Below are 18,002 nucleotides of genomic sequence, written 5' to 3' on the forward strand. Positions count from 1 at the left end.
TCTGTACACTAAGAGGTTTACGGTGTTTCGTAGCGAATTCAATGGTTGTAAATCCTACGGGTGCGATAATCTCGGCAATCCCGATCTCGCTCTTTACACTTATTCCGAAAGACTGGGCTATCCGGCATACCACTGTCCGCTGTGTGGTGCCTATCCTCCCGTTCTGCACAATGCTCCCATTATTCAGCTCACGAAGCAGACATATTCCCCGGTCGCAATGCATTTACACTGGCCCCGCTGTCGCTGCACACCTCAGCGTTTCGCGTTTGAGGCTAACGCCAAAGATGTACACCACGCCAACTTCGCGACAAAACTAGCCAGTCAAACACTGACCAAGCAAGAGCCTGCTCGATGGATCAAATATGGCCACACCAGTTCCGGTACGCCCCGAGTGCGCTGCCTGCAGTGTTTGGGAGTCACCAGCTTGCTCAATCCTTTGTCGCTCAGTCGCAGCCTACAGCCGCTTCTGACCGCGTTACTGGTCGCGTTCCGCAATAACGAACCGCTGGAAACAGCCCTGACATCACTTTCACTGTCGAACAAAGTCCTCTATGAAAAATTAGGCAAGCTGCAACAGTTGTTGGAACATGCCAGCCGTTGCTACGAGCGCCAATGGTTCTCCACATTACCCACTATTACCATACAGACACACAGTACGGTCAGCCATTGTCGTTCAGGATTGCAAGGTTATGACAGTACCGCATGTTGGTATCTCTCCACAGCAGAAAGCCGCACCGGTTATCAAATATTGATCAGTGATAATTTACTTCTGAATAACGTGCGTAGCGATGCTCACCAAACCGGCAGGTATTTATTGGATTATGTGGAACCGGATATGGCCGCGACTCAGTCCGTGTTTGAGAAAGCCAGGCTCACCTATGAAAGAATCATGTCGCGCAGCCAATTTGATCAACGGGGATATTGCTTACAGCAACACGCCGCCAGCAAAGAAGGTACGGTTTTGCGACCTGTTTACAGCGCCCACGCCCACATGCAGACCTTACAGGCACTGCTTCCACCCAACAAACCGTTGGCACTAGTACTTGAACATGAAAGTTTTCTTCGCGGAGCCGCCATTACCACCTTTGCCGAGTCAGTCCGTCTGCAGACTACACAGCTGTACTATTTACATGCGCTGCCTCGCTCAATACATTCAGAAGCGACCAAACACTATCTGGCAAACAACAATCAACAGCCTGTGAATAAACTGGTCAGCGATATCCAGCAAAGCAATTTACATCCGATAAATGTACAACAGAGCAATTTACAGCAGAGCGATAAACAGATTTTGAGCTGGTGGCAGGAAAGCTGGCACCAGTATGATCATTACTTTCCGGCGAAAAGTGGGTCAACAGCCTGGTCGCTGGGAATTGGCGTGCTCACCGGAAAGACTGCTAATGAGAAAACCACAAAAGGAACCGCTACCGAGCAGTTAGCTTCGTTGCTGGTACCGACACATCCGAAGTGGCATGAAGATTTCTGGTCCACATTTGAACAGTGGCTGCCGGAGCAACAGCGCCGTCGATTGTCCCATCAGCGCGTGTCACAGTGGCTGGGTATTTTCCGTTATCTCTATAATTTTTGCCAACAACCCGCCAGCAATGGAGCCGCGCCTGGTTCTAACAATCATGTTGTTCCGGCAACTCGTACTAAACCAACATTTGAACCAACGCACATCGCGAGTATCGCCGAATACATTAACAGCCAGCCCCTGAAATAATCACACTAATGATCGAACTGGGACTGGCTGTTTCTGCATCATCCTAAAAATAAGGCTAATTACTGAATACTATGCAGCTCTTTCCAATTCCCTGGATGGACCACATAGCCAAATAGTGCATGACCGCCATAAACCAGCTCTGTGCCTTCCGGAATCCATAACATCTGCCCCGGATACACCTTATGGATTTCCCCGTTGGCGGTCAGCTCAAAACACCCTTCAATGACGAAGACCACTTCGTCATACAGAACTGTCCAAGACACTTCGGCCCCTTCCCACCGGGCAAAACCAACACCAATATTGGGAGACACTTCAGGGCTCAGGGCGCGAGCCACATACGCCATACCCGGTGAATCGCCACGTACACTAAAATCGAGTGTTTGGCTATCAATCACTTTTACTTGCTTCATAGCTCACTCCGACTTTGCCATTTTGCCAGTTGAATTCGACTTTTCACGCCCATACCAAGAAGAGGTTCCGGCGGATTTAGACTTGGCATTCCTGTCACTTGCTGAATATCTTTCAACGCAGAGGAGTATTCACCCGCGACAAGGTCTGCCAATAAAGTACCGGAGATCGTCCCCCAGGCTGCGCCCACACCGTTATCGCAGGCACTGGCATAAACCCCATCATCCAGTTGACCAAAGAAGTTAGTAAAGTTACGGGAAATCGCGTAAACGCCACCCCAAGTGTGTGTAAACGGTACGTCCTCCAGCTCAGGATATCGTGCCAGGAAAACCTGCCGATGATCATTTTGGATCTGTTGTTTTACTCTATCACTCACACTGGCGCCGTACTTCGGTACATGCTTATAAGTGTTACGGATTAGAATCCGACGATCCGCCGTCATACGTAGCGTTGTACCGGCATGATCGGCAGGAGTCAGCCCCCAGTTTAACTGTCCACCGTAACGTTGCATCTCTTCATCGGTCAGTGGCCGAGTCCAGCTGGCAAATGTCATTACCGGCAGCAATCGGTTTTTCAGGTACCCAAATTCGCGGGTAAAGATACTGGTACCCAGTAGTAGCTCTGGGGTTTTCACCACACCATGATCGCCCTGCAGCACCCAATGCCCGTTTTCTTTGTACAAACGACGTATTGGTGAATTCTCAAAAACTTCAATATTCTCAGGCAGACTTTCCCCCAAGCCGCGTACTAATGCTGCTGGCTGCATCAGGTAGCCACCGGGTGTATAAATAGCTCGACTGTAATAGTTCGTCCCCAGCACTTTTGCCAGCTCAGCACCATCAACATGTTCAAACGGTTCACCTAAATCTTTCATCAGGTGTTCAAAATGGTCCAGGTAAGCTTCACCTCGAGACCCAACCGCCCCCTGGTACTTACCGACGGCCGACCACTGACAGTCAATGCTGTACTGCTTCACCAACTTCGACAGCTGTGAAATAGCAGAGCGGTTAAGGGATAACAACTTTTGCTTATGTTCAGGATTCGGATGCTCCAGCGCAAACTTGTGTGGCAAATCGATCACGAAACCTGAATTACGCCCGGAAGCTCCCTGCCCGATACGCTGGGCATCGATTAACAATATGCGGGCATAAGGGCTATGTTCAGCCAGTCTTCTTGCCATTGCCAATCCGGCAAAACCGGCGCCCAGCACCACATAATCTGTAGATACTTCGCCGTTAAGTTGAGGCTTCACGGGCGTTTGTGGCAGCGCCTGATACCAGCCACAAGTATTATCGTCATTGGGTAAGTGAATCATTTTTCCTCCACTCACGCTGCTGTTTGTTTAAGGGACAATTGTCCCAGCCATTTTGCCCGCATTGACTGAGCATGCTTGCCTAACAAGGCAAATCCGGTCATTACCCCTTCAGGTGTATAAAATGCGGCTGTCATATCTTCACCCTGTTGCTCGATGATCCATTCCCCGTAAGCAGGAGTTGAAACAGGGAAAACAGAAAGTGGCATCAACGGGGTTTTGACTATTACCGGGGTCGCCGACAGTATTACGGGAGTCACTTCACCGAGCAGACTTTTTGCCATAGACGGGATAGCCTGATTAATTGGCGCAATATACGGCTGCCAACCTTGAGATGTTTCGGCGCAATCGCCCAGCGCAAATATATGCTGGTCACTGGTTTGGCCATAGCTATTAACTATGATCCCACGTCCTGTTTCCAAACCCGCTAACTCGGCCAGTTGCACATTGGGTTTCAAACCGACGGCGCTGAGTATTAAATCGGCTTCAACCTGCTTTCCGCTGTTAAGATGTAAGAGGTAATCGGTTTGGTCTGCACTTGTTCTCTGAGACGGCTCGATAAAAGAAATGCTGTCTTGCAATGCCCACTTGACCCCACGACTTGAAAAGGTGGCTTGCAAAGCTTCGCCAAGCGGTTGCGGTATCAATCGCTCCATCGGCCACTGCCCCAGACCGATGACCGTTACGTCAAAACCGCTTTCGATTAGATCGTTGGCAAACTCGCAGCCGATTAAACCGTCCCCCAGAATGGCTACTCGTTTTTTCTCTGCCAGGTGTTGGCGAAAATGGCGATAATCCACTAAATCATTGACACTGAAAACACCGGAACAATCACCGCCGATAGGAATCGCTATTGGTGAAGCACCCGTTGCCAGCACCAAGCGACTATACGCATAAGTGCCGATATTGGTATGCAGTGTGTGATTTTCACGATCGATATGCTCGACGCGGGTATGCGGATAAATTCGAATGTTAAGGCGGCTTTCCCACTCCAAAGCACTTTCGCTTTGCAGGCTTTCGCCATCTTTACCCACAGCCAAAGCATTTGACAGAGCAGGCTTGCTGTAAAGTGCCCCATCATCTGCAGTGAACACGGTGATGGGCACATCGACTGACTGCGCCCGAAGTGCAGCGGCCAACTGGTAGCCACTGTGACCACTACCGATAATGACAATAGGTTCAACCGCAACAAACGACGATGGATTGACTTCCTGCTGTGAAGGTTGCTCGGCAGGAATCATCGATTCAGATGAACCTGACGGGTCTGCTACTACCTGTTCTGCGACAGCAGTGACATCAACAACTGACTCAGCTTCGTCCCTCGTAATTTCAATCATCTCGAAGTCAGCTTTACTTACCAGGCAATCCGGACAAAGCCAGTCATCCGGTACCTCTTCCCAGCGCGTTCCCGGAGCAATGCCATCTGCTGGCCACCCTTCAGCTTCATCATAAATCAAGCCGCAAATGATACAGAGCCACTTTTTCATCACTTTGTCTCCAAACTACCTTGTTCTGCTTTTACCGCATTGTTCTGCATTTTCCGCATTGCTCTGTCAGAGCAGTCCGGTGGCAATGAGCAACCTGCTTGTTGCAGGCTGTTCGGCACAACCTCTCCCTCACCGGTACCGACGCCTTCCTTACCCGTCCCGTTAATCAGGTTGACGCCGGGCCGGTGAAAGAGAGAATTGTTTCGGGTTACTCGTTGTCGTGTTGCAATCGAATTGCGATATTGCGGGTATGGACATAGCTGTAAATCGCCTCTTGTCCTTTTTCCCGGCCAAAGCCGGACAACCCAACACCACCAAATGGTGTTTCAATTCCACCGGCAAACCACTCATTAATGAACACCTGGCCACCACGAAGTTGCTGCGCCACCCTCAAGGTCTGATTTAGGTTTTCACCGAATACGCCAGCAACCAAACCAAAGTCGGTGCCATTGGCGATATCTACCGCTTCTTTTTCGGTTTCAAATGATGTAATAACCAATACCGGGCCAAACACTTCTTCCTGAGCAATCTGCATATCCGGTGTTGCTTCTATCACCGTCGGCGCCACGAAGTAGCCTGACAACTCTGGGGCATAGCCACCGGTCAGAATGGTCGCACCTTCCATTCTGGCTTGCTCAATCATTGCCAGCACTCGCGATTGCTGATCTTTGGAAACCAATGGTGTAATGTCCGACTGGCTTTCACCCTGACCAATACTCAGCCCTTCAGCCAATGCCACAACCGCCGCTTTCACTTCCTCGTAGCGCTCTTTTTGCACCAACAAACGCGACATTGCTGAACACACTTGTCCGGCATTGAAGAAAATCCCAGTCTGAACACTTTTCAGTAAAGTCCCCAACACAGCATCGTTGAGCACAATGGCAGCTGATTTCCCACCTAATTCCATAACCGATGGCGTAGCGCGCTGCGCCGCATCTTTGAGGATCCGCTGACCGGTTGGTACTGAACCGGTAAAGACAATCTGATCCACTTCTGGATGCTGCACCAGATGACTACCCACTTCCGACCCTTTACCACACATCAGGTTAATAGCCCCTTGTGGAAAACCAGCTTTTTCGATGGCTTTGACCAACAAGGTCATCGCCAGCGGCGAGATTTCTGGTGACTTGATAACCACCGCATTACCTGCCGCCAGTGCCGGAGCTAAAGAACGGGCGCAAATCGAGACAGGAAAATTCCAAGGCACGATCTGCACCGACACACCAAACGGCACGTACTGGGTAAAATCGACATAGTCTTTGCCAAGCGGGATCGAGGTGCCTTCCAGTTTATCTGCCATGCCTGCGTAGTATTCGAAGTAGCGGGCCGATTCCAAAAACTCATCTTTGGCATCCTGCAGTGACTTACCGTTTTCACGACAGGCCACCAGCCCGCCTTCGTCTACCATTTCGCGAATAGCGGCTGCGGCTTTCAGCATCCACCCGGTTCGGACTGCCGGGCGTACACCCGACAGCACCCCCTCATTAACACAACGGCGAGCTGCCGCCATGGCACGGTCGGCATCAGCAATACTGGCCTGCGCAATGGTTGCGAAAGGCTCTGCCGTGCCTGGGTTCATCACCGTAAGGGAACGTTCAGCATCACACCACTGACCATCGATGTAGTTAAGGTAATGCATCATGATCAGTCCTCCATGGCCGATTTCACTTGCTTCGCCAACCAAGTCTGGAAAAAGTGTGTCGGTACATCCATCTCCGGTGAGAATACGCCGCCACTAAAGCCAGGAGAGTGACGTCCCTGCTGCATCCCTTCTACAGCACCGATATCTTCACCGAACACAACACGCCATGATTCAACGGTAGCGGTACGGCAGGCTGCAAACTCATCCTTGGTTGCTTCATCGCCGACATAGAAAATGCGCAGATGCTCAACACTCTTCTCGGCAGAAATTGGCTCTATCATCATGGCAAATGCATGATCCGCCTGAATGCCCAGGAGCACGTTCGGAAACAGCGCAACATATTCCGCATGACGCAGCTTATCTTCCGGCCAACTCGGGAATTTAGGCAAATGCGTGCCTGCCGTGTCAGACAGGTTATAAGCCAAGCTACCTTGACCGGCAAAACGTTCGTCAAACAGAATGTTGTAGTGATCTTCAAGACGCGAATAGCTGTTCAGACTTGGGTGAACCCAAGGTAGGTGGTACGCTTCACAGTAGTTTTCAACGGCCAGTTTCCAGTTGCTATTTACTTCAATTTCCAGGTTTCCGCCCATATTCACGCGGCGCAACAGGCCCAAACCGTCATCCCCCAGAAAGGTCTTCCAGCGTTGCTCAAGCGGGGCAATGTGCTCCGAAAAGCTTGGAGCTTCACCTGACAAATTGACGAACACCATGTCCATCCATACAGCAGAGCGCAGCGGCTTCAGACCGTGTTTCTCACACTTAAAACGCTCATCTTTGTGTTTTGCAATTCCGCCAATGTGCGGTGTGCCTTTCAGGTTACCGTCAAGGTCGTATGTCCAAGAATGATATGGACAGCGAATCATTCCCTGTACTTCGCCTGCTTCATGCACCAATTTCATGCCTCGGTGGCTACAAACGTTGTGGAACACCTGCACTTCACCCTGACGATTTTTCATCAGCAAAAGAGGCAGATTCATAAAATCGATTGGCATGACATAGCCGTTTTTTATCAGATCAGAAGCAAATCCAATACATACCCAGGTATTGCCAAATACATAATCACGTTCAAAGGTGAAATACTCAGCATTGGTGTAGGCGTCGTTTGGCATACCTGTCGCTTCGCTGATCGGATTCAGAACGTTTTCGACCAGCTCAATAGGGATAATGGTTTGATTGACATTGCTCATATTCTTATCTCCGCAAAATAGAGTTGCTTCCAGTGCTCACAATATCGTGTCGCGTTAATGGAGAAGATTCTGGTTAACAATGCCGTAACAAACAAACGACTTTTTTGGAGGGTGTTAATGAGATTTTGTCATTGATGCATTGATCTCGAACAATTAATTTATCCACACTAATAACAAGACTATTATTTGCATGATTAATTATCATCAATTGATGATAATTAATCAGTTGAAACACATTTCCGCACTCACTACCCTTTCGAAAATTAACAATAACGTAACAACACTAAAAGCACTGAACAGCAAAGAACTGAGAGGGATGTTTATGAGAGCAACATCAGGGATACTGAAAGGGCTAAACCCTACTGTTACGATTGCATCAAAAATAGTAGTAATAGGATTTGTACTTTTCTGCGCCATTCTCGCTAATCAGGCCGGACAATATTTCGAAACGATTTCCGGCATTTTATTGCAGAATATGAAGTGGTTTTACATTGGTCTGGTGTCACTCGTTGTCGGATTTCTAATTTATTTAATGGTCAGTCGCTATGGCCATATTCGACTGGGTAAAGATGATGAAAAACCGGAGTTCAGCTATTTGTCATGGATTTCGATGCTGTTTTCCGGAGGTATGGGAATCGGCCTGATCTTCTGGTCAGTCGCCGAACCCATGTGGCATTACGCAGATAATCCATTTACGGAAGGACTGACCAATCAATCAGCAGCGACAGCAATGAGACTGACATTTTTCCATTGGGGTCTGCACCCTTGGTCAGTCTTTATCATTGTCGCACTGGCATTGGCTTACTTTTCCTACCGTAAAGATCTGCCTTTCACTCTGCGCTCCATCCTTTACCCGCTAGTGGGTGAACGTATTTACGGCCCAATCGGGCATACCGTGGACATACTGACCGTTGCAGTAACCGCCTTTGGTATCTCACAAACATTAGGCATGGGCGTTATACAGATTAATTCCGGGTTAAATCAGGCATTCGGGTTTGATATCAGCCTGGGAACACAGCTAATTATTATTGTGACGCTGTGTACCTGCGCAGTAGCATCGGTTCTGTCTGGGGTAGGTAAAGGGATACGTCGCCTGTCAGAGTGGAACATGATTCTTTCACTGTTATTGGTGTTGGTAGTGCTATACATAGGGCCAACGCGTTATATTTTAAACACGATGCTGGAAAGTACCGGTGCCTATGCGCAGAACCTTGTAGGGATGAGTTTCTGGAGTGATGCGCAGAATGATTCTGGCTGGCAAAACTGGTGGACAGCCTATTATTGGCCATGGTGGATGACATGGGCACCGTTTGTCGGCATGTTTGTGGCACGTATTTCGAAGGGACGTACGATTAGAGAACTGATTGGTGGTGCCTTGATAGTACCAACCCTGATCACTTTCCTGTGGATCTCTGTTTTTGGTGGCGCAGCACTGAAAGTGGAGCAAGATGCCCGTATCGCTTATCAAAATAAGGTTGTCGCCGCCCAAGAAGCTAACCAGCCAACCCCACCCGCTTTTACCGGAGGTCCAATTCTGGAAGCAACAAAAGCCGATACAACTCGTGCCCTGTTTACCTTGTTTGATAATCTGGATACTGACCTGTTTGGGAAACTACTTAGTACTCTTGCCTGTTTGTTGCTTGGAACCTATTTTATTACCTCGGCAGATTCCGGCACACTGGTTTTGTGTACACTTGATGCAGGTGGCGACAGTGAGCCTCCGAAATCAATTCGGATTTTATGGGGTATTATGATTGCAGCCATTGCCGGCGTGTTGCTATATGCAGGCGGACTGAAAGCTATGCAGACGGCCTCTATTATTGCAGGCTTCCCAATTGCTATCTTTATCGCGGTGATGAGCCTTACACTGTTCCATTGTATTCGCCGGGAGCCTAAACCGTGGGCAATGCTGCCTGAACATGTACACCCAGAAAAAGATAAATTAGACGGGCCAGTTGAACCATTGTCAGAACCGAAGACAGAACTGAATACTGCGACAGCAACAGCAACGGCCGTTCAAGCAAATCTGGCTGATAAACCGGATACCGATCTCGCAGTGGACCAGAAACCTCTCTTAAGTTAGCCGTTTGATTCAAAAACGATTATGTAAAACAGACGCTTCATAGCATGCGACGACATTTGCATGCGACGAAATAAAAAGCTGGAATATATATTCCAGCTTTTTATATTCAGAGCTTCAACCTTATTCCAGGAGTCTAAACCAATCCTTTTTGTCCCACTCCATCGGGTAGTTGTCGCAACAACCACTCACGAAAAAGTTTGACGCTGGATGGTATGACTCCTCTTCCTAACGGCTCCAACATTGAAAAATTCGATGGTGTCGACAGAACGTGTTCAACAGGCCTTACCAAAGCTCCACTTTGCAAATAGTCGTCAACCAGCGATCCCCAGGCCAACGCTATACCCTGCCCATTAATAGCTGCCTGCAGCAACATTGGATAATTATTAATGTTCACTCGATTTCTGGGAGTATAGTGAGGCAGACCAACAGATTGGAACCACTCTTCCCAGTTAATCCAGTCACGCTGTGATTCTTCCAGATATAAAAGGGTTTTATTAAAGACATTCTCGTGCTCGGTCGGATGACCTATTTTTTCCAGATATGTAGGGCTACACACAGGAAACACTTCTTCAGAAAATAACGTCGTCACCTTCATTTCCGCAGGCGGAGTACGACAATAAAATAAAGCTATATCGCAATCCAAACGTCGTAAGTCCAGAATATTGTCCGAAGCCAAAATCCGAAGATCAATATCTTCATGGTCATTCTGAAACTCAGCTACTTTTGGAAGCAACCATAGCGCAGCCATCGCATTGGTCGTTGCTACGGTTATCTTTTGATCACCTTGCCATTTTTTAACATCACCGGTCACTTGCGCAATGTCCATGAGTGACTGGCTAATCGAATGGTAATATTGCAGTCCGGTCGGAGTAAGATGAATACTACGATTGGCTCGGGTAAACATCGCTTTTCCAAGGTACTCTTCAAGCTGGCGAATTTGTCGGCTAATCGCCCCTTGGGTCACATTGAGTTCATCAGCTGCCATGGTAAAACTTAGGTGTCGAGCTGACGCTTCGAATGCAATTAAGCTGTTCAAAGGAGGTAACGGTTTGATTTTCATTGTACTTCCAGTAAGGCGTGTTCTGTAATTATTATGATTTCTATGCCCTTATCGGCATGAAGAACATCAGCACATTCTGAGCGGAATTCACTAAACAACAATTGATAAAAGTAAAAAAGGAGACTTGAGTCATAGTTAACCCAAGTAAATTCGCACTTTTTCGCAAGTCGCATCCTTTGACCGAAAAAGTGAGGTCAATACATAGAAAGGGTCTTAGGCAGCTAAAACCCATTACTGTATGCAAGGTTCAATGTTATCTCGTTATAACGATAGGAATTGTGCTCTTCCTATAAGCAATACACCGACCTAATTGAAGAAAACAAACAGCACACTTTGCTAGCATTTCTCAGTTTCAACGATTTCAACCGTATAAGAGATTGCAATCTTTGGCTGCAGCATCAAGCAGACATGGCAGTACTTATTGATAGCATCTGATGCAATTTCAGAAATTTGTGATTCAGACACATTGTCCCCATCAACCACAAAATGCAAATTGACGGTTTCATATAAGCGCGGCGAAGATTCTGTCAGTGTGTAAGTCACCTGATTGCGAAAAGATTTCAGGACTACACCCTGCTCTTGCAATCCCATGACGACATCCGTTGCACTGCATGTTCCAAGGGCTGACAGTAGCACTTCTGTCGGACACGGCGCAGACTGGTTATCAGCATCAATATTCAGCCAAAAGCCACCGGATGTTTCAACGTTAAACTGGCAATCCTGTTGCCACTGTATTGTCAGACTCATTTCTTCCTCGTAATACACTCTCAGATGGGTATGTGGGTACGCGTTTCGCATACCAATCGTGCCACAATGACTATCACACCATACGCACATGATTGAGTAAACGGTAATTTCGAGCAGTCTTTACTTTCTCCCCTCAGGCCTCTGAAAAACAAAGCTTCAAAGTAACTAAACGTCTGCGGCCAAGGGCTTATAATCAGCAGTAAAAACCATTGTTTGTCATAGGGGGGATTGTTAACCTGACTTTCGGTTTCGGACTCGCGTTACCAGACAAGCCACAATCGACAGCAGCAAAAACAGCCAGAACAGTGGAATCAACCCGAACGACTCCACCAATTGACCGTTTTCAGCCACATACGCACCTGTCATGTTGTATCCAACCAAACAGCCTAAACCAAGAATTAAAAAGGTCAGAGATAACCAGTATTTTTTCAAAATCGTCATGAACTACTCACTCAATAAACCGGAAAGAACAGTCCTTAAGACTTGCTGCGAGCGCCAGAGTTCACGAGCGAATACCCAGACTTCAAGGGATTGACACGGTACTGACAAAATTTGCTACTATTACCGCCTCCCGTTGTAACGTTATCGAACGGTAAGCAAGTCGCTTCCCCATCACTTTCATCGCGGCTTTATTCTTGATTACAGCCACATCACGCTAACTGGATTATGATGGAAAGATATAACTCTTCCGTTCCAGCATTAATCCGCCTCAGTTGTATCAATCTCACTTTATCAAGCTAGCTTTGATCAATCTCTTTTTCACCAGCCTTGCTTTCATTTGCATTTTCGTTACGCATCTTTCCTGAAAATCCCGTTTTCTTTTCTCTCTAATTTTCATCTACCATTTTTAAGAGGTTCATCCATGAGTCAAAACGTCATTTTTACCGGTAGCCCCGGTTCGGGTAAAACCACAGTGATTCAAGCCTTAACTCGGAGAGGGTTTAGGTGCTCGGAAGAAGTCGGTCGCGCGGTTATCCAGAGCCAACTAAAGCATGGCGGCGACGCCCTGCCCTGGAAAAATAAAGCTGCGTTCCGTGATGCGATGGTTCAAGCTGAATTGAATAACTACAACGCTTATCAAGCGCTGCAAAACACCATAATTTTTGACACCGTCTTTTTTGATCGCAGCATCATTGACTGCGTGGGTTACTCTAACCTCGAAAACTTGAGCGTTCCGGTTGAGTTAGACGTGCTCTGTCAGTCATTGACATACCACAAGCAGGTTTTCATTTTCCCGCCGTGGGAGGCCATTTTCACCAATGATGCAGAGCGTAAACAAGACTATGCCGAAGCGGTGAGAACCTACGAAGCCATGGTCGCGACTTATACCCAGTATGGCTACACACTTATTGAGGTTCCCAAAGTACCCGTCACACAGCGTGTCGCGTTTATTCTCGACAGGCTGGCTTAAAATAAAAGCGATGGGGAAATGAAACGATAAGGGGCAAGAACTGATGCTGAAAACTGCTGGTCTACCAATGGGCTAAACCAGCGGTCTCCTGATGAACCATCTCAATAGTTAAAACCAACCACTCTCTTCTGCTGTTGATCATTACTACTATTGAGCACCACTTCATTCTCTGTTTTTTGTCTGAGTGCTCAGCTATAACTAAGCGATAAGCCAACACCCACATCTAATACATCAGAAAATTTTGAGAGCTTAATTTTGTATTCCAGACTGGTACAGTGACACGGATGAATATTGCTGATTGTATTTTCTTCAAAATACTTAAGCGTTCCTTTCGATTGAAGGTCACTGGGTGAAATCAAATGAAAGCCACCTATAACATCTACAATTCGGTCATCATTACAGACTTTCTTAGCATATTCGATAATGTTGCAGATACCCGCATGGGAACAACCAGTAATGATCACTAAGCCTTCAGGGGATATATACACCAAAGAAGAGTCGTCTTTGACGTGATCATCAACCAGTTGTCCATCCTTCTCACACAAGCCGATGGGATCGATATTCTCGAAATCATTCCCCCTTTCGATTTCTCCCAGGTAGACAAGGTTTTCAGTAATCCAAACCGGTGCTTTCGATAGCTGAATGTCATAGTACTGGCTCAGTGTCTGCTTATCCAAAATCGAGCCAATGCCATCACCGTCATACTCTTTGTGTGAAAGTGCATCAGGATGGGAAATAATCATTGGCTTGTTAAAGCTAACGCCTGCATCCTGCGCTTGCGAATAATGTTTAATAAGAGGAACAAGGCCACCGGTGTGATCATTATGACCATGCGAGAGCACAATATAATTAACGTCCATCAGCGATTCATTCATTTTTTCAGCATTTTGAATGAAGACGTCTGAGTAGCCAACGTCAAACAACAACTTAACATCACCCTCTGTGATCAAATAAGAGACACCTGGCTCTCCCAGATAGTACTTATCAATAATTGTGTTGTTATCAACCAGAACTTTTAGCTCCATCCTGTGCTCCCTTCCATCATCTATCGCGTATTATTTGAACTGGCATCAAAGCATATAAAACAGAATGCGTAAATGTGCTCACCGCTATTTTCTACAGCATCTCTGTCAACTTTTCGCATACAAAAAGCACTGAGCACTGAAGCGTCTCTGACAACAGGTGATGCTCACCACGATGCAAACTTGTGTTCTGCGTGAGCAATCAATACGCCTCTACTAAAAAGATTTAAGTGATACAGCTCTCACATGAAAGCCAATGAGGCACAATTATCACGTTAATCATGCAGCATGACAGACACCTAAGAAAATAAGCACATTAACGCATACTTTGGCTATGTGATAATACGTGAGTTCAAGAAATGGATGATTGCCTTTAAACAGGCTTGTCAAGAAAAGGACCAACTGATCACGGACAAGTCACCCATTCGTTCATGATGAACATTAATGAGGGAGCCACATGAATATATTGAAAATTGCCGGAGGATTAACAGCTCTCGCTGCTGTCGCCCACATAGCGATTATTGTTGGTGGTGCGGATTGGTACAGATTTTTCGGCGCCGGGGAAGAGATGGCAACATTGAGTGAACATGGGTTTCTCTACCCTGCGTTATTAACCGGTTTGATTGCCACAATGCTTGCGATTTGGTCAGCCTATGCGTTCTCCGGGGCGGGTGTCATCCGGTTACTGCCATTTACCAATAAAATATTGGCACTCATTAGCATCGTATTTTTAGTTCGGGGGATTTTCTCGATTCCTGCGGTTTTGCTGTCTAGTTCACCCTATATGCTTGAACTAGCTGATAAAATGCCATTTATGGTTATTAGTTCTCTCTATTGCTTGCTCTTAGGTTCCTGCTTTGGGTACGGCGTGTATTGCCGAACCAAGCATCAAGGTCATGCCTAAAACATGTAGCACTAATAGTGGTACTTTTAGTTTTCGCTTTTCCTGGTAATCCGCCCTCATGCATTAACGCAGCGAGCTCTTTACTCATTATTAATCGATGAATTAAAAGTAAGTTAACTTGAACAACGTCATTCTCAGGGAATATAAAGACAGTGATTGGCCGGACACCTGTGCAATTCATGATAAAGCCCGGCTCATTGAGCTTAAAGGTTCGTGCGACGAAAGAGCATTTGTACCACTCACCACCGATGAATGTGATTTGTAGAATTTCTATTTATCCAGAAATTTTGTTGCTTGCATCAACGATAAAATTGTCGGATTTATGAGTATACCAGAGAGCGAAGTCGCGTGGCTTTATATCGCTCCCGATGAGTTCAATAAAGGCATTGACCGTAATTTTCTCAAATACGGTTTAAAGAATTATTGATGACAAAGCGATTACCTATGTTCTCGATGGTAATCACACTGCTCGCAAACTGTATGAAAGTGAAGGTTTCAAGCTTAATGCGGTATTTGATAGTACTAACACTAACAATGGCTACCCGTGCACGGTACTAAAGCTGTCACATTGAATAAATCCAAACTGTCAACCATAAGGATAGGATTAGTAAAATGGAATTTAATGAGAAAATAGTGATTAAAGCGTTGCCTGAAAATATCTATCCTTTTTATTCGCAGGTGAGCGAATGGAAAAATTGGGATCCTGACGTGGTTTACTCATCTATTGAAGGAGATTTCACCCAAGGTGCTACCGGTACATTAAAGCCCCAAAAAGGGCCAGAAGCGAAAATCGTTTTCACCGAAGTCACACACAATAAATCGTTCACAACCATTACAAAACTGCCCTTTTGTACAATCACGTTTGTACATTTATTAGAGCAAGTTGGGGCAGATACCGAAGTCACTCATGCAGTCAATTTTACGGGTTTCCTGTCTCCTTTATTTGGACAACTGATCGGAAAACAAATTAAGAGAACACTACCAAACACCATGCAAGGCTTAAAAAAGGCTGTTGAAATGTACAACGACGAACAAGCTGCATAATCATTCGACATACTGAAAGGCGATAACCTGTAACTTCCCCTACTCGAAATCATGCGGGTGGGTTCATCCACATGTTTACTGTCCCAAGCTCTTAGCCCGATAGCGCATACAACAATTATATTCCCACCAAGCATCATCCCTCATCGAACATAAGAAGCCTGCGTCATTTAAGGGCCTAGCTCATCCACAACTATCATAGCTGGCCGTGTTTCAGAGTGGCTTAAATTATCGCCGTATGTATATAGCAGGTTCTGTAGATGCTTCCAAAATCAAACCCGCACCCAACTCAAATATTTGTTATTATGAGGGCAGACAACACTTTTACCTGTGTGTATTGATAATAATGAGTAACAGCAATAACCAGCCAACATTGTTTTGGCTCGATTATGAAACCTTCGGTGCCAGCCCGGCGAATGACCGTCCGTGTCAGTTTGCGGGTGTGCGTACCGATATGGATCTGAATGTGATTGGTGAGCCGCTGGTGATTTATTGTAAACCACCCGTGGATTACCTGCCCTCTCCTGAAGCCTGTCTGATCACCGGTATTACTCCGCAGGAAGCCCACCAGAAAGGGCTGTCCGAGCCGGAGTTTATTGCCCGCATTCATGATGAGCTGTCTAAGCCGAATACCTGTGTGATTGGCTATAACAACATTCGTTTCGATGATGAAGTTACGCGCTATACCCTGTATCGCAACTTCTTCGACCCATATGCCTGGAGCTGGCAGAACGGTAACTCGCGTTGGGACATGCTGGATGTGATGCGCACCTGTTATGCGCTGCGTCCGGAAGGTATTACCTGGCCGACCAATGAAGATGGTTTTCCTAGCTTCAAGCTGGAGCACCTGTCGGTCGCCAACGGTATTGAACACGCCAACGCGCACGATGCGATGGCTGATGTGTATGCGACCATTGAGCTGGCGAAGCTGGTGAAACAGCATCAGCCAAAACTGTTCAGTTATTTCTTTGATCTACGCAACAAGCGTAAATTACAGAACCTGATCGATATCGTGGAAATGACACCGCTGATGCACGTTTCTGGTATGTTTGGCGTGGAATGCGGCAATACCACCTGGATTGTGCCGATGGCGTGGCATCCGGATAACAAGAACGCGGTAATTGCGGTCAATCTGGCAATGGACCCAGCGCCGCTGCTGGAGCTGTCTGCCGATGAGCTGCGCGAACGTCTGTACACCAAGCGAGCGGACTTAGGGCCGGATGAGTTGCCAGTGCCTCTCAAGCTGGTTCACATTAATAAGTGTCCGATTCTTGCACCGGCTAAAACCCTGCGTGCTGAAGATGCGGCGCGTATCGGCATTGACCGTGAAGCCTGTCTGAAAAACCTGCAGCTATTGAAGTCTCACCCGGAAGTGCGCGAGAAGCTGCTGGCTATCTACAGTGAAGATCGTGAGTTTACGCCGAGCGATAATGTGGATGCACAGTTATATGACGGTTTCTTCTCTGATGCGGATCGCTCCACACTGGAAATCATCCGTAAAACGCCTTCTGAAGAACTGGGTAAGCTTGAAATCAATGTCAGTGACAAGCGTATCAAGCCGCTGTTGTTCCGTTACCGCGCCCGTCACTTCCCGATGACACTGGATTATAAAGAACAGCAGCAATGGAAACATTACTGTCAGGACTTCTTTGAAGCCAAGCTGCCTGGTTACATGCAGAACCTGGAAGCTGTGGCGATGGAACACCAAACCAGTGAACGGGATATGAAGATTCTGAAAGCAGTGTATGACTATGTAGAGTCACTGGTGTAAAGAATCAGATAGTTCGCTGTTTTTATGGTTCACCGGCAGCACTAAGTAACCAACAGAAAATGCTATAAAAACTACTAGCCTCTTCCTGCAAGTGCAGCAAGAGGCTTTTTTCTAAGACAATATCCTTAGAAGTGAAATTGCGCATCCCCCCTTCACCGCTCACACTTAAATCAGACCGGTGTAATCAACACCTTATTTCCGTTG

Annotated in this window: 15 protein-coding genes; 6 read left to right on the plus strand and 9 right to left on the minus strand. The window is 46.8% G+C overall.

What is annotated here, in order from left to right; all coding sequences use genetic code 11:
- The first annotated feature begins 22 nt into the window (after positions 1-22).
- Positions 23-1,720 carry a hypothetical protein gene (locus tag C9I92_RS00230; protein ID WP_146149648.1) on the plus strand — a complete coding sequence of 566 codons (1,698 nt, stop codon included), beginning with the start codon at positions 23-25 and terminating at the stop codon, positions 1,718-1,720.
- A gap of 59 nt (positions 1,721-1,779) precedes the next feature.
- Here C9I92_RS00230 and C9I92_RS00235 read toward each other — a convergent pair whose 3' ends face one another.
- From C9I92_RS00235 to C9I92_RS00255, 5 genes are all read right to left on the minus strand, one after another.
- Positions 1,780-2,130 carry an ethanolamine utilization protein EutQ gene (locus tag C9I92_RS00235; RefSeq protein WP_047886690.1) on the minus strand — a complete coding sequence of 117 codons (351 nt, stop codon included), beginning with the start codon at positions 2,128-2,130 and terminating at the stop codon, positions 1,780-1,782.
- Positions 2,127-3,443 carry an NAD(P)/FAD-dependent oxidoreductase gene (locus tag C9I92_RS00240; RefSeq protein WP_047886689.1) on the minus strand — a complete coding sequence of 439 codons (1,317 nt, stop codon included), beginning with the start codon at positions 3,441-3,443 and terminating at the stop codon, positions 2,127-2,129. Before C9I92_RS00240 ends, C9I92_RS00235 begins: the two co-directional genes overlap by 4 nt.
- An 11-nt stretch (positions 3,444-3,454) precedes the next feature.
- Entirely contained in the window at positions 3,455-4,927 is a 1,473-nt protein-coding gene (locus C9I92_RS00245; RefSeq protein WP_047886688.1) for an FAD-dependent oxidoreductase, read from the minus strand.
- Between the two features lie 208 nt (positions 4,928-5,135).
- A complete protein-coding gene (locus C9I92_RS00250; RefSeq protein ID WP_047886687.1) occupies positions 5,136-6,569 on the minus strand; it encodes an aldehyde dehydrogenase family protein in 1,434 nt (477 codons plus the stop codon).
- A 2-nt stretch (positions 6,570-6,571) separates the two neighbouring features.
- Positions 6,572-7,759: an aromatic ring-hydroxylating oxygenase subunit alpha gene (locus C9I92_RS00255; protein ID WP_047886686.1), complete on the minus strand. Its 1,188-nt coding sequence runs from the start codon at positions 7,757-7,759 to the stop codon at positions 6,572-6,574.
- A 322-nt stretch (positions 7,760-8,081) separates the two neighbouring features.
- Here C9I92_RS00255 and C9I92_RS00260 point away from each other — a divergent pair, with 322 nt between their 5' ends.
- Positions 8,082-9,842: a BCCT family transporter gene (locus C9I92_RS00260; protein WP_047886738.1), complete on the plus strand. Its 1,761-nt coding sequence runs from the start codon at positions 8,082-8,084 to the stop codon at positions 9,840-9,842.
- 133 nt (positions 9,843-9,975) lie between these two features.
- On the opposite strand, the gene C9I92_RS00265 is transcribed toward C9I92_RS00260, so the two are convergent.
- The 3 genes from C9I92_RS00265 to C9I92_RS00275 all read right to left on the minus strand — a co-directional run bounded on the left by C9I92_RS00265 (position 9,976) and on the right by C9I92_RS00275 (position 12,090).
- Positions 9,976-10,902, minus strand: coding sequence for a LysR substrate-binding domain-containing protein (locus tag C9I92_RS00265; protein ID WP_047886685.1), 927 nt, complete (start codon positions 10,900-10,902; stop codon positions 9,976-9,978).
- 336 nt (positions 10,903-11,238) lie between these two features.
- Positions 11,239-11,649: an OsmC family protein gene (locus C9I92_RS00270; protein ID WP_047886684.1), complete on the minus strand. Its 411-nt coding sequence runs from the start codon at positions 11,647-11,649 to the stop codon at positions 11,239-11,241.
- Between the two features lie 231 nt (positions 11,650-11,880).
- Positions 11,881-12,090, minus strand: coding sequence for a DUF3955 domain-containing protein (locus C9I92_RS00275; RefSeq protein ID WP_047886683.1), 210 nt, complete (start codon positions 12,088-12,090; stop codon positions 11,881-11,883).
- Between the two features lie 421 nt (positions 12,091-12,511).
- Between C9I92_RS00275 and C9I92_RS00280 the strand changes: the two genes are divergently transcribed.
- Positions 12,512-13,060 carry an AAA family ATPase gene (locus tag C9I92_RS00280; RefSeq protein WP_047886682.1) on the plus strand — a complete coding sequence of 183 codons (549 nt, stop codon included), beginning with the start codon at positions 12,512-12,514 and terminating at the stop codon, positions 13,058-13,060.
- 188 nt (positions 13,061-13,248) lie between these two features.
- Here C9I92_RS00280 and C9I92_RS00285 read toward each other — a convergent pair whose 3' ends face one another.
- Entirely contained in the window at positions 13,249-14,085 is an 837-nt protein-coding gene (locus tag C9I92_RS00285) for an MBL fold metallo-hydrolase (protein ID WP_047886681.1), read from the minus strand.
- A gap of 454 nt (positions 14,086-14,539) precedes the next feature.
- Between C9I92_RS00285 and C9I92_RS00290 the strand changes: the two genes are divergently transcribed.
- From C9I92_RS00290 to sbcB, 3 genes are all read left to right on the plus strand, one after another.
- A complete protein-coding gene (locus C9I92_RS00290) occupies positions 14,540-14,986 on the plus strand; it encodes a hypothetical protein (RefSeq protein WP_047886680.1) in 447 nt (148 codons plus the stop codon).
- 612 nt (positions 14,987-15,598) lie between these two features.
- On the plus strand, positions 15,599-16,030 hold the full coding sequence (locus C9I92_RS00295; protein WP_047886679.1) for an SRPBCC family protein: 432 nt from the start codon (positions 15,599-15,601) through the stop codon (positions 16,028-16,030).
- Between the two features lie 343 nt (positions 16,031-16,373).
- Positions 16,374-17,798 carry an exodeoxyribonuclease I gene (sbcB, locus tag C9I92_RS00300; protein ID WP_047886678.1) on the plus strand — a complete coding sequence of 475 codons (1,425 nt, stop codon included), beginning with the start codon at positions 16,374-16,376 and terminating at the stop codon, positions 17,796-17,798.
- Positions 17,799-18,002 lie beyond the last annotated feature (204 nt).

The sequence above is a fragment of the Photobacterium ganghwense genome, from assembly GCF_003025595.1.
Taxonomy (GTDB): Bacteria; Pseudomonadota; Gammaproteobacteria; order Enterobacterales; family Vibrionaceae; genus Photobacterium; species Photobacterium ganghwense.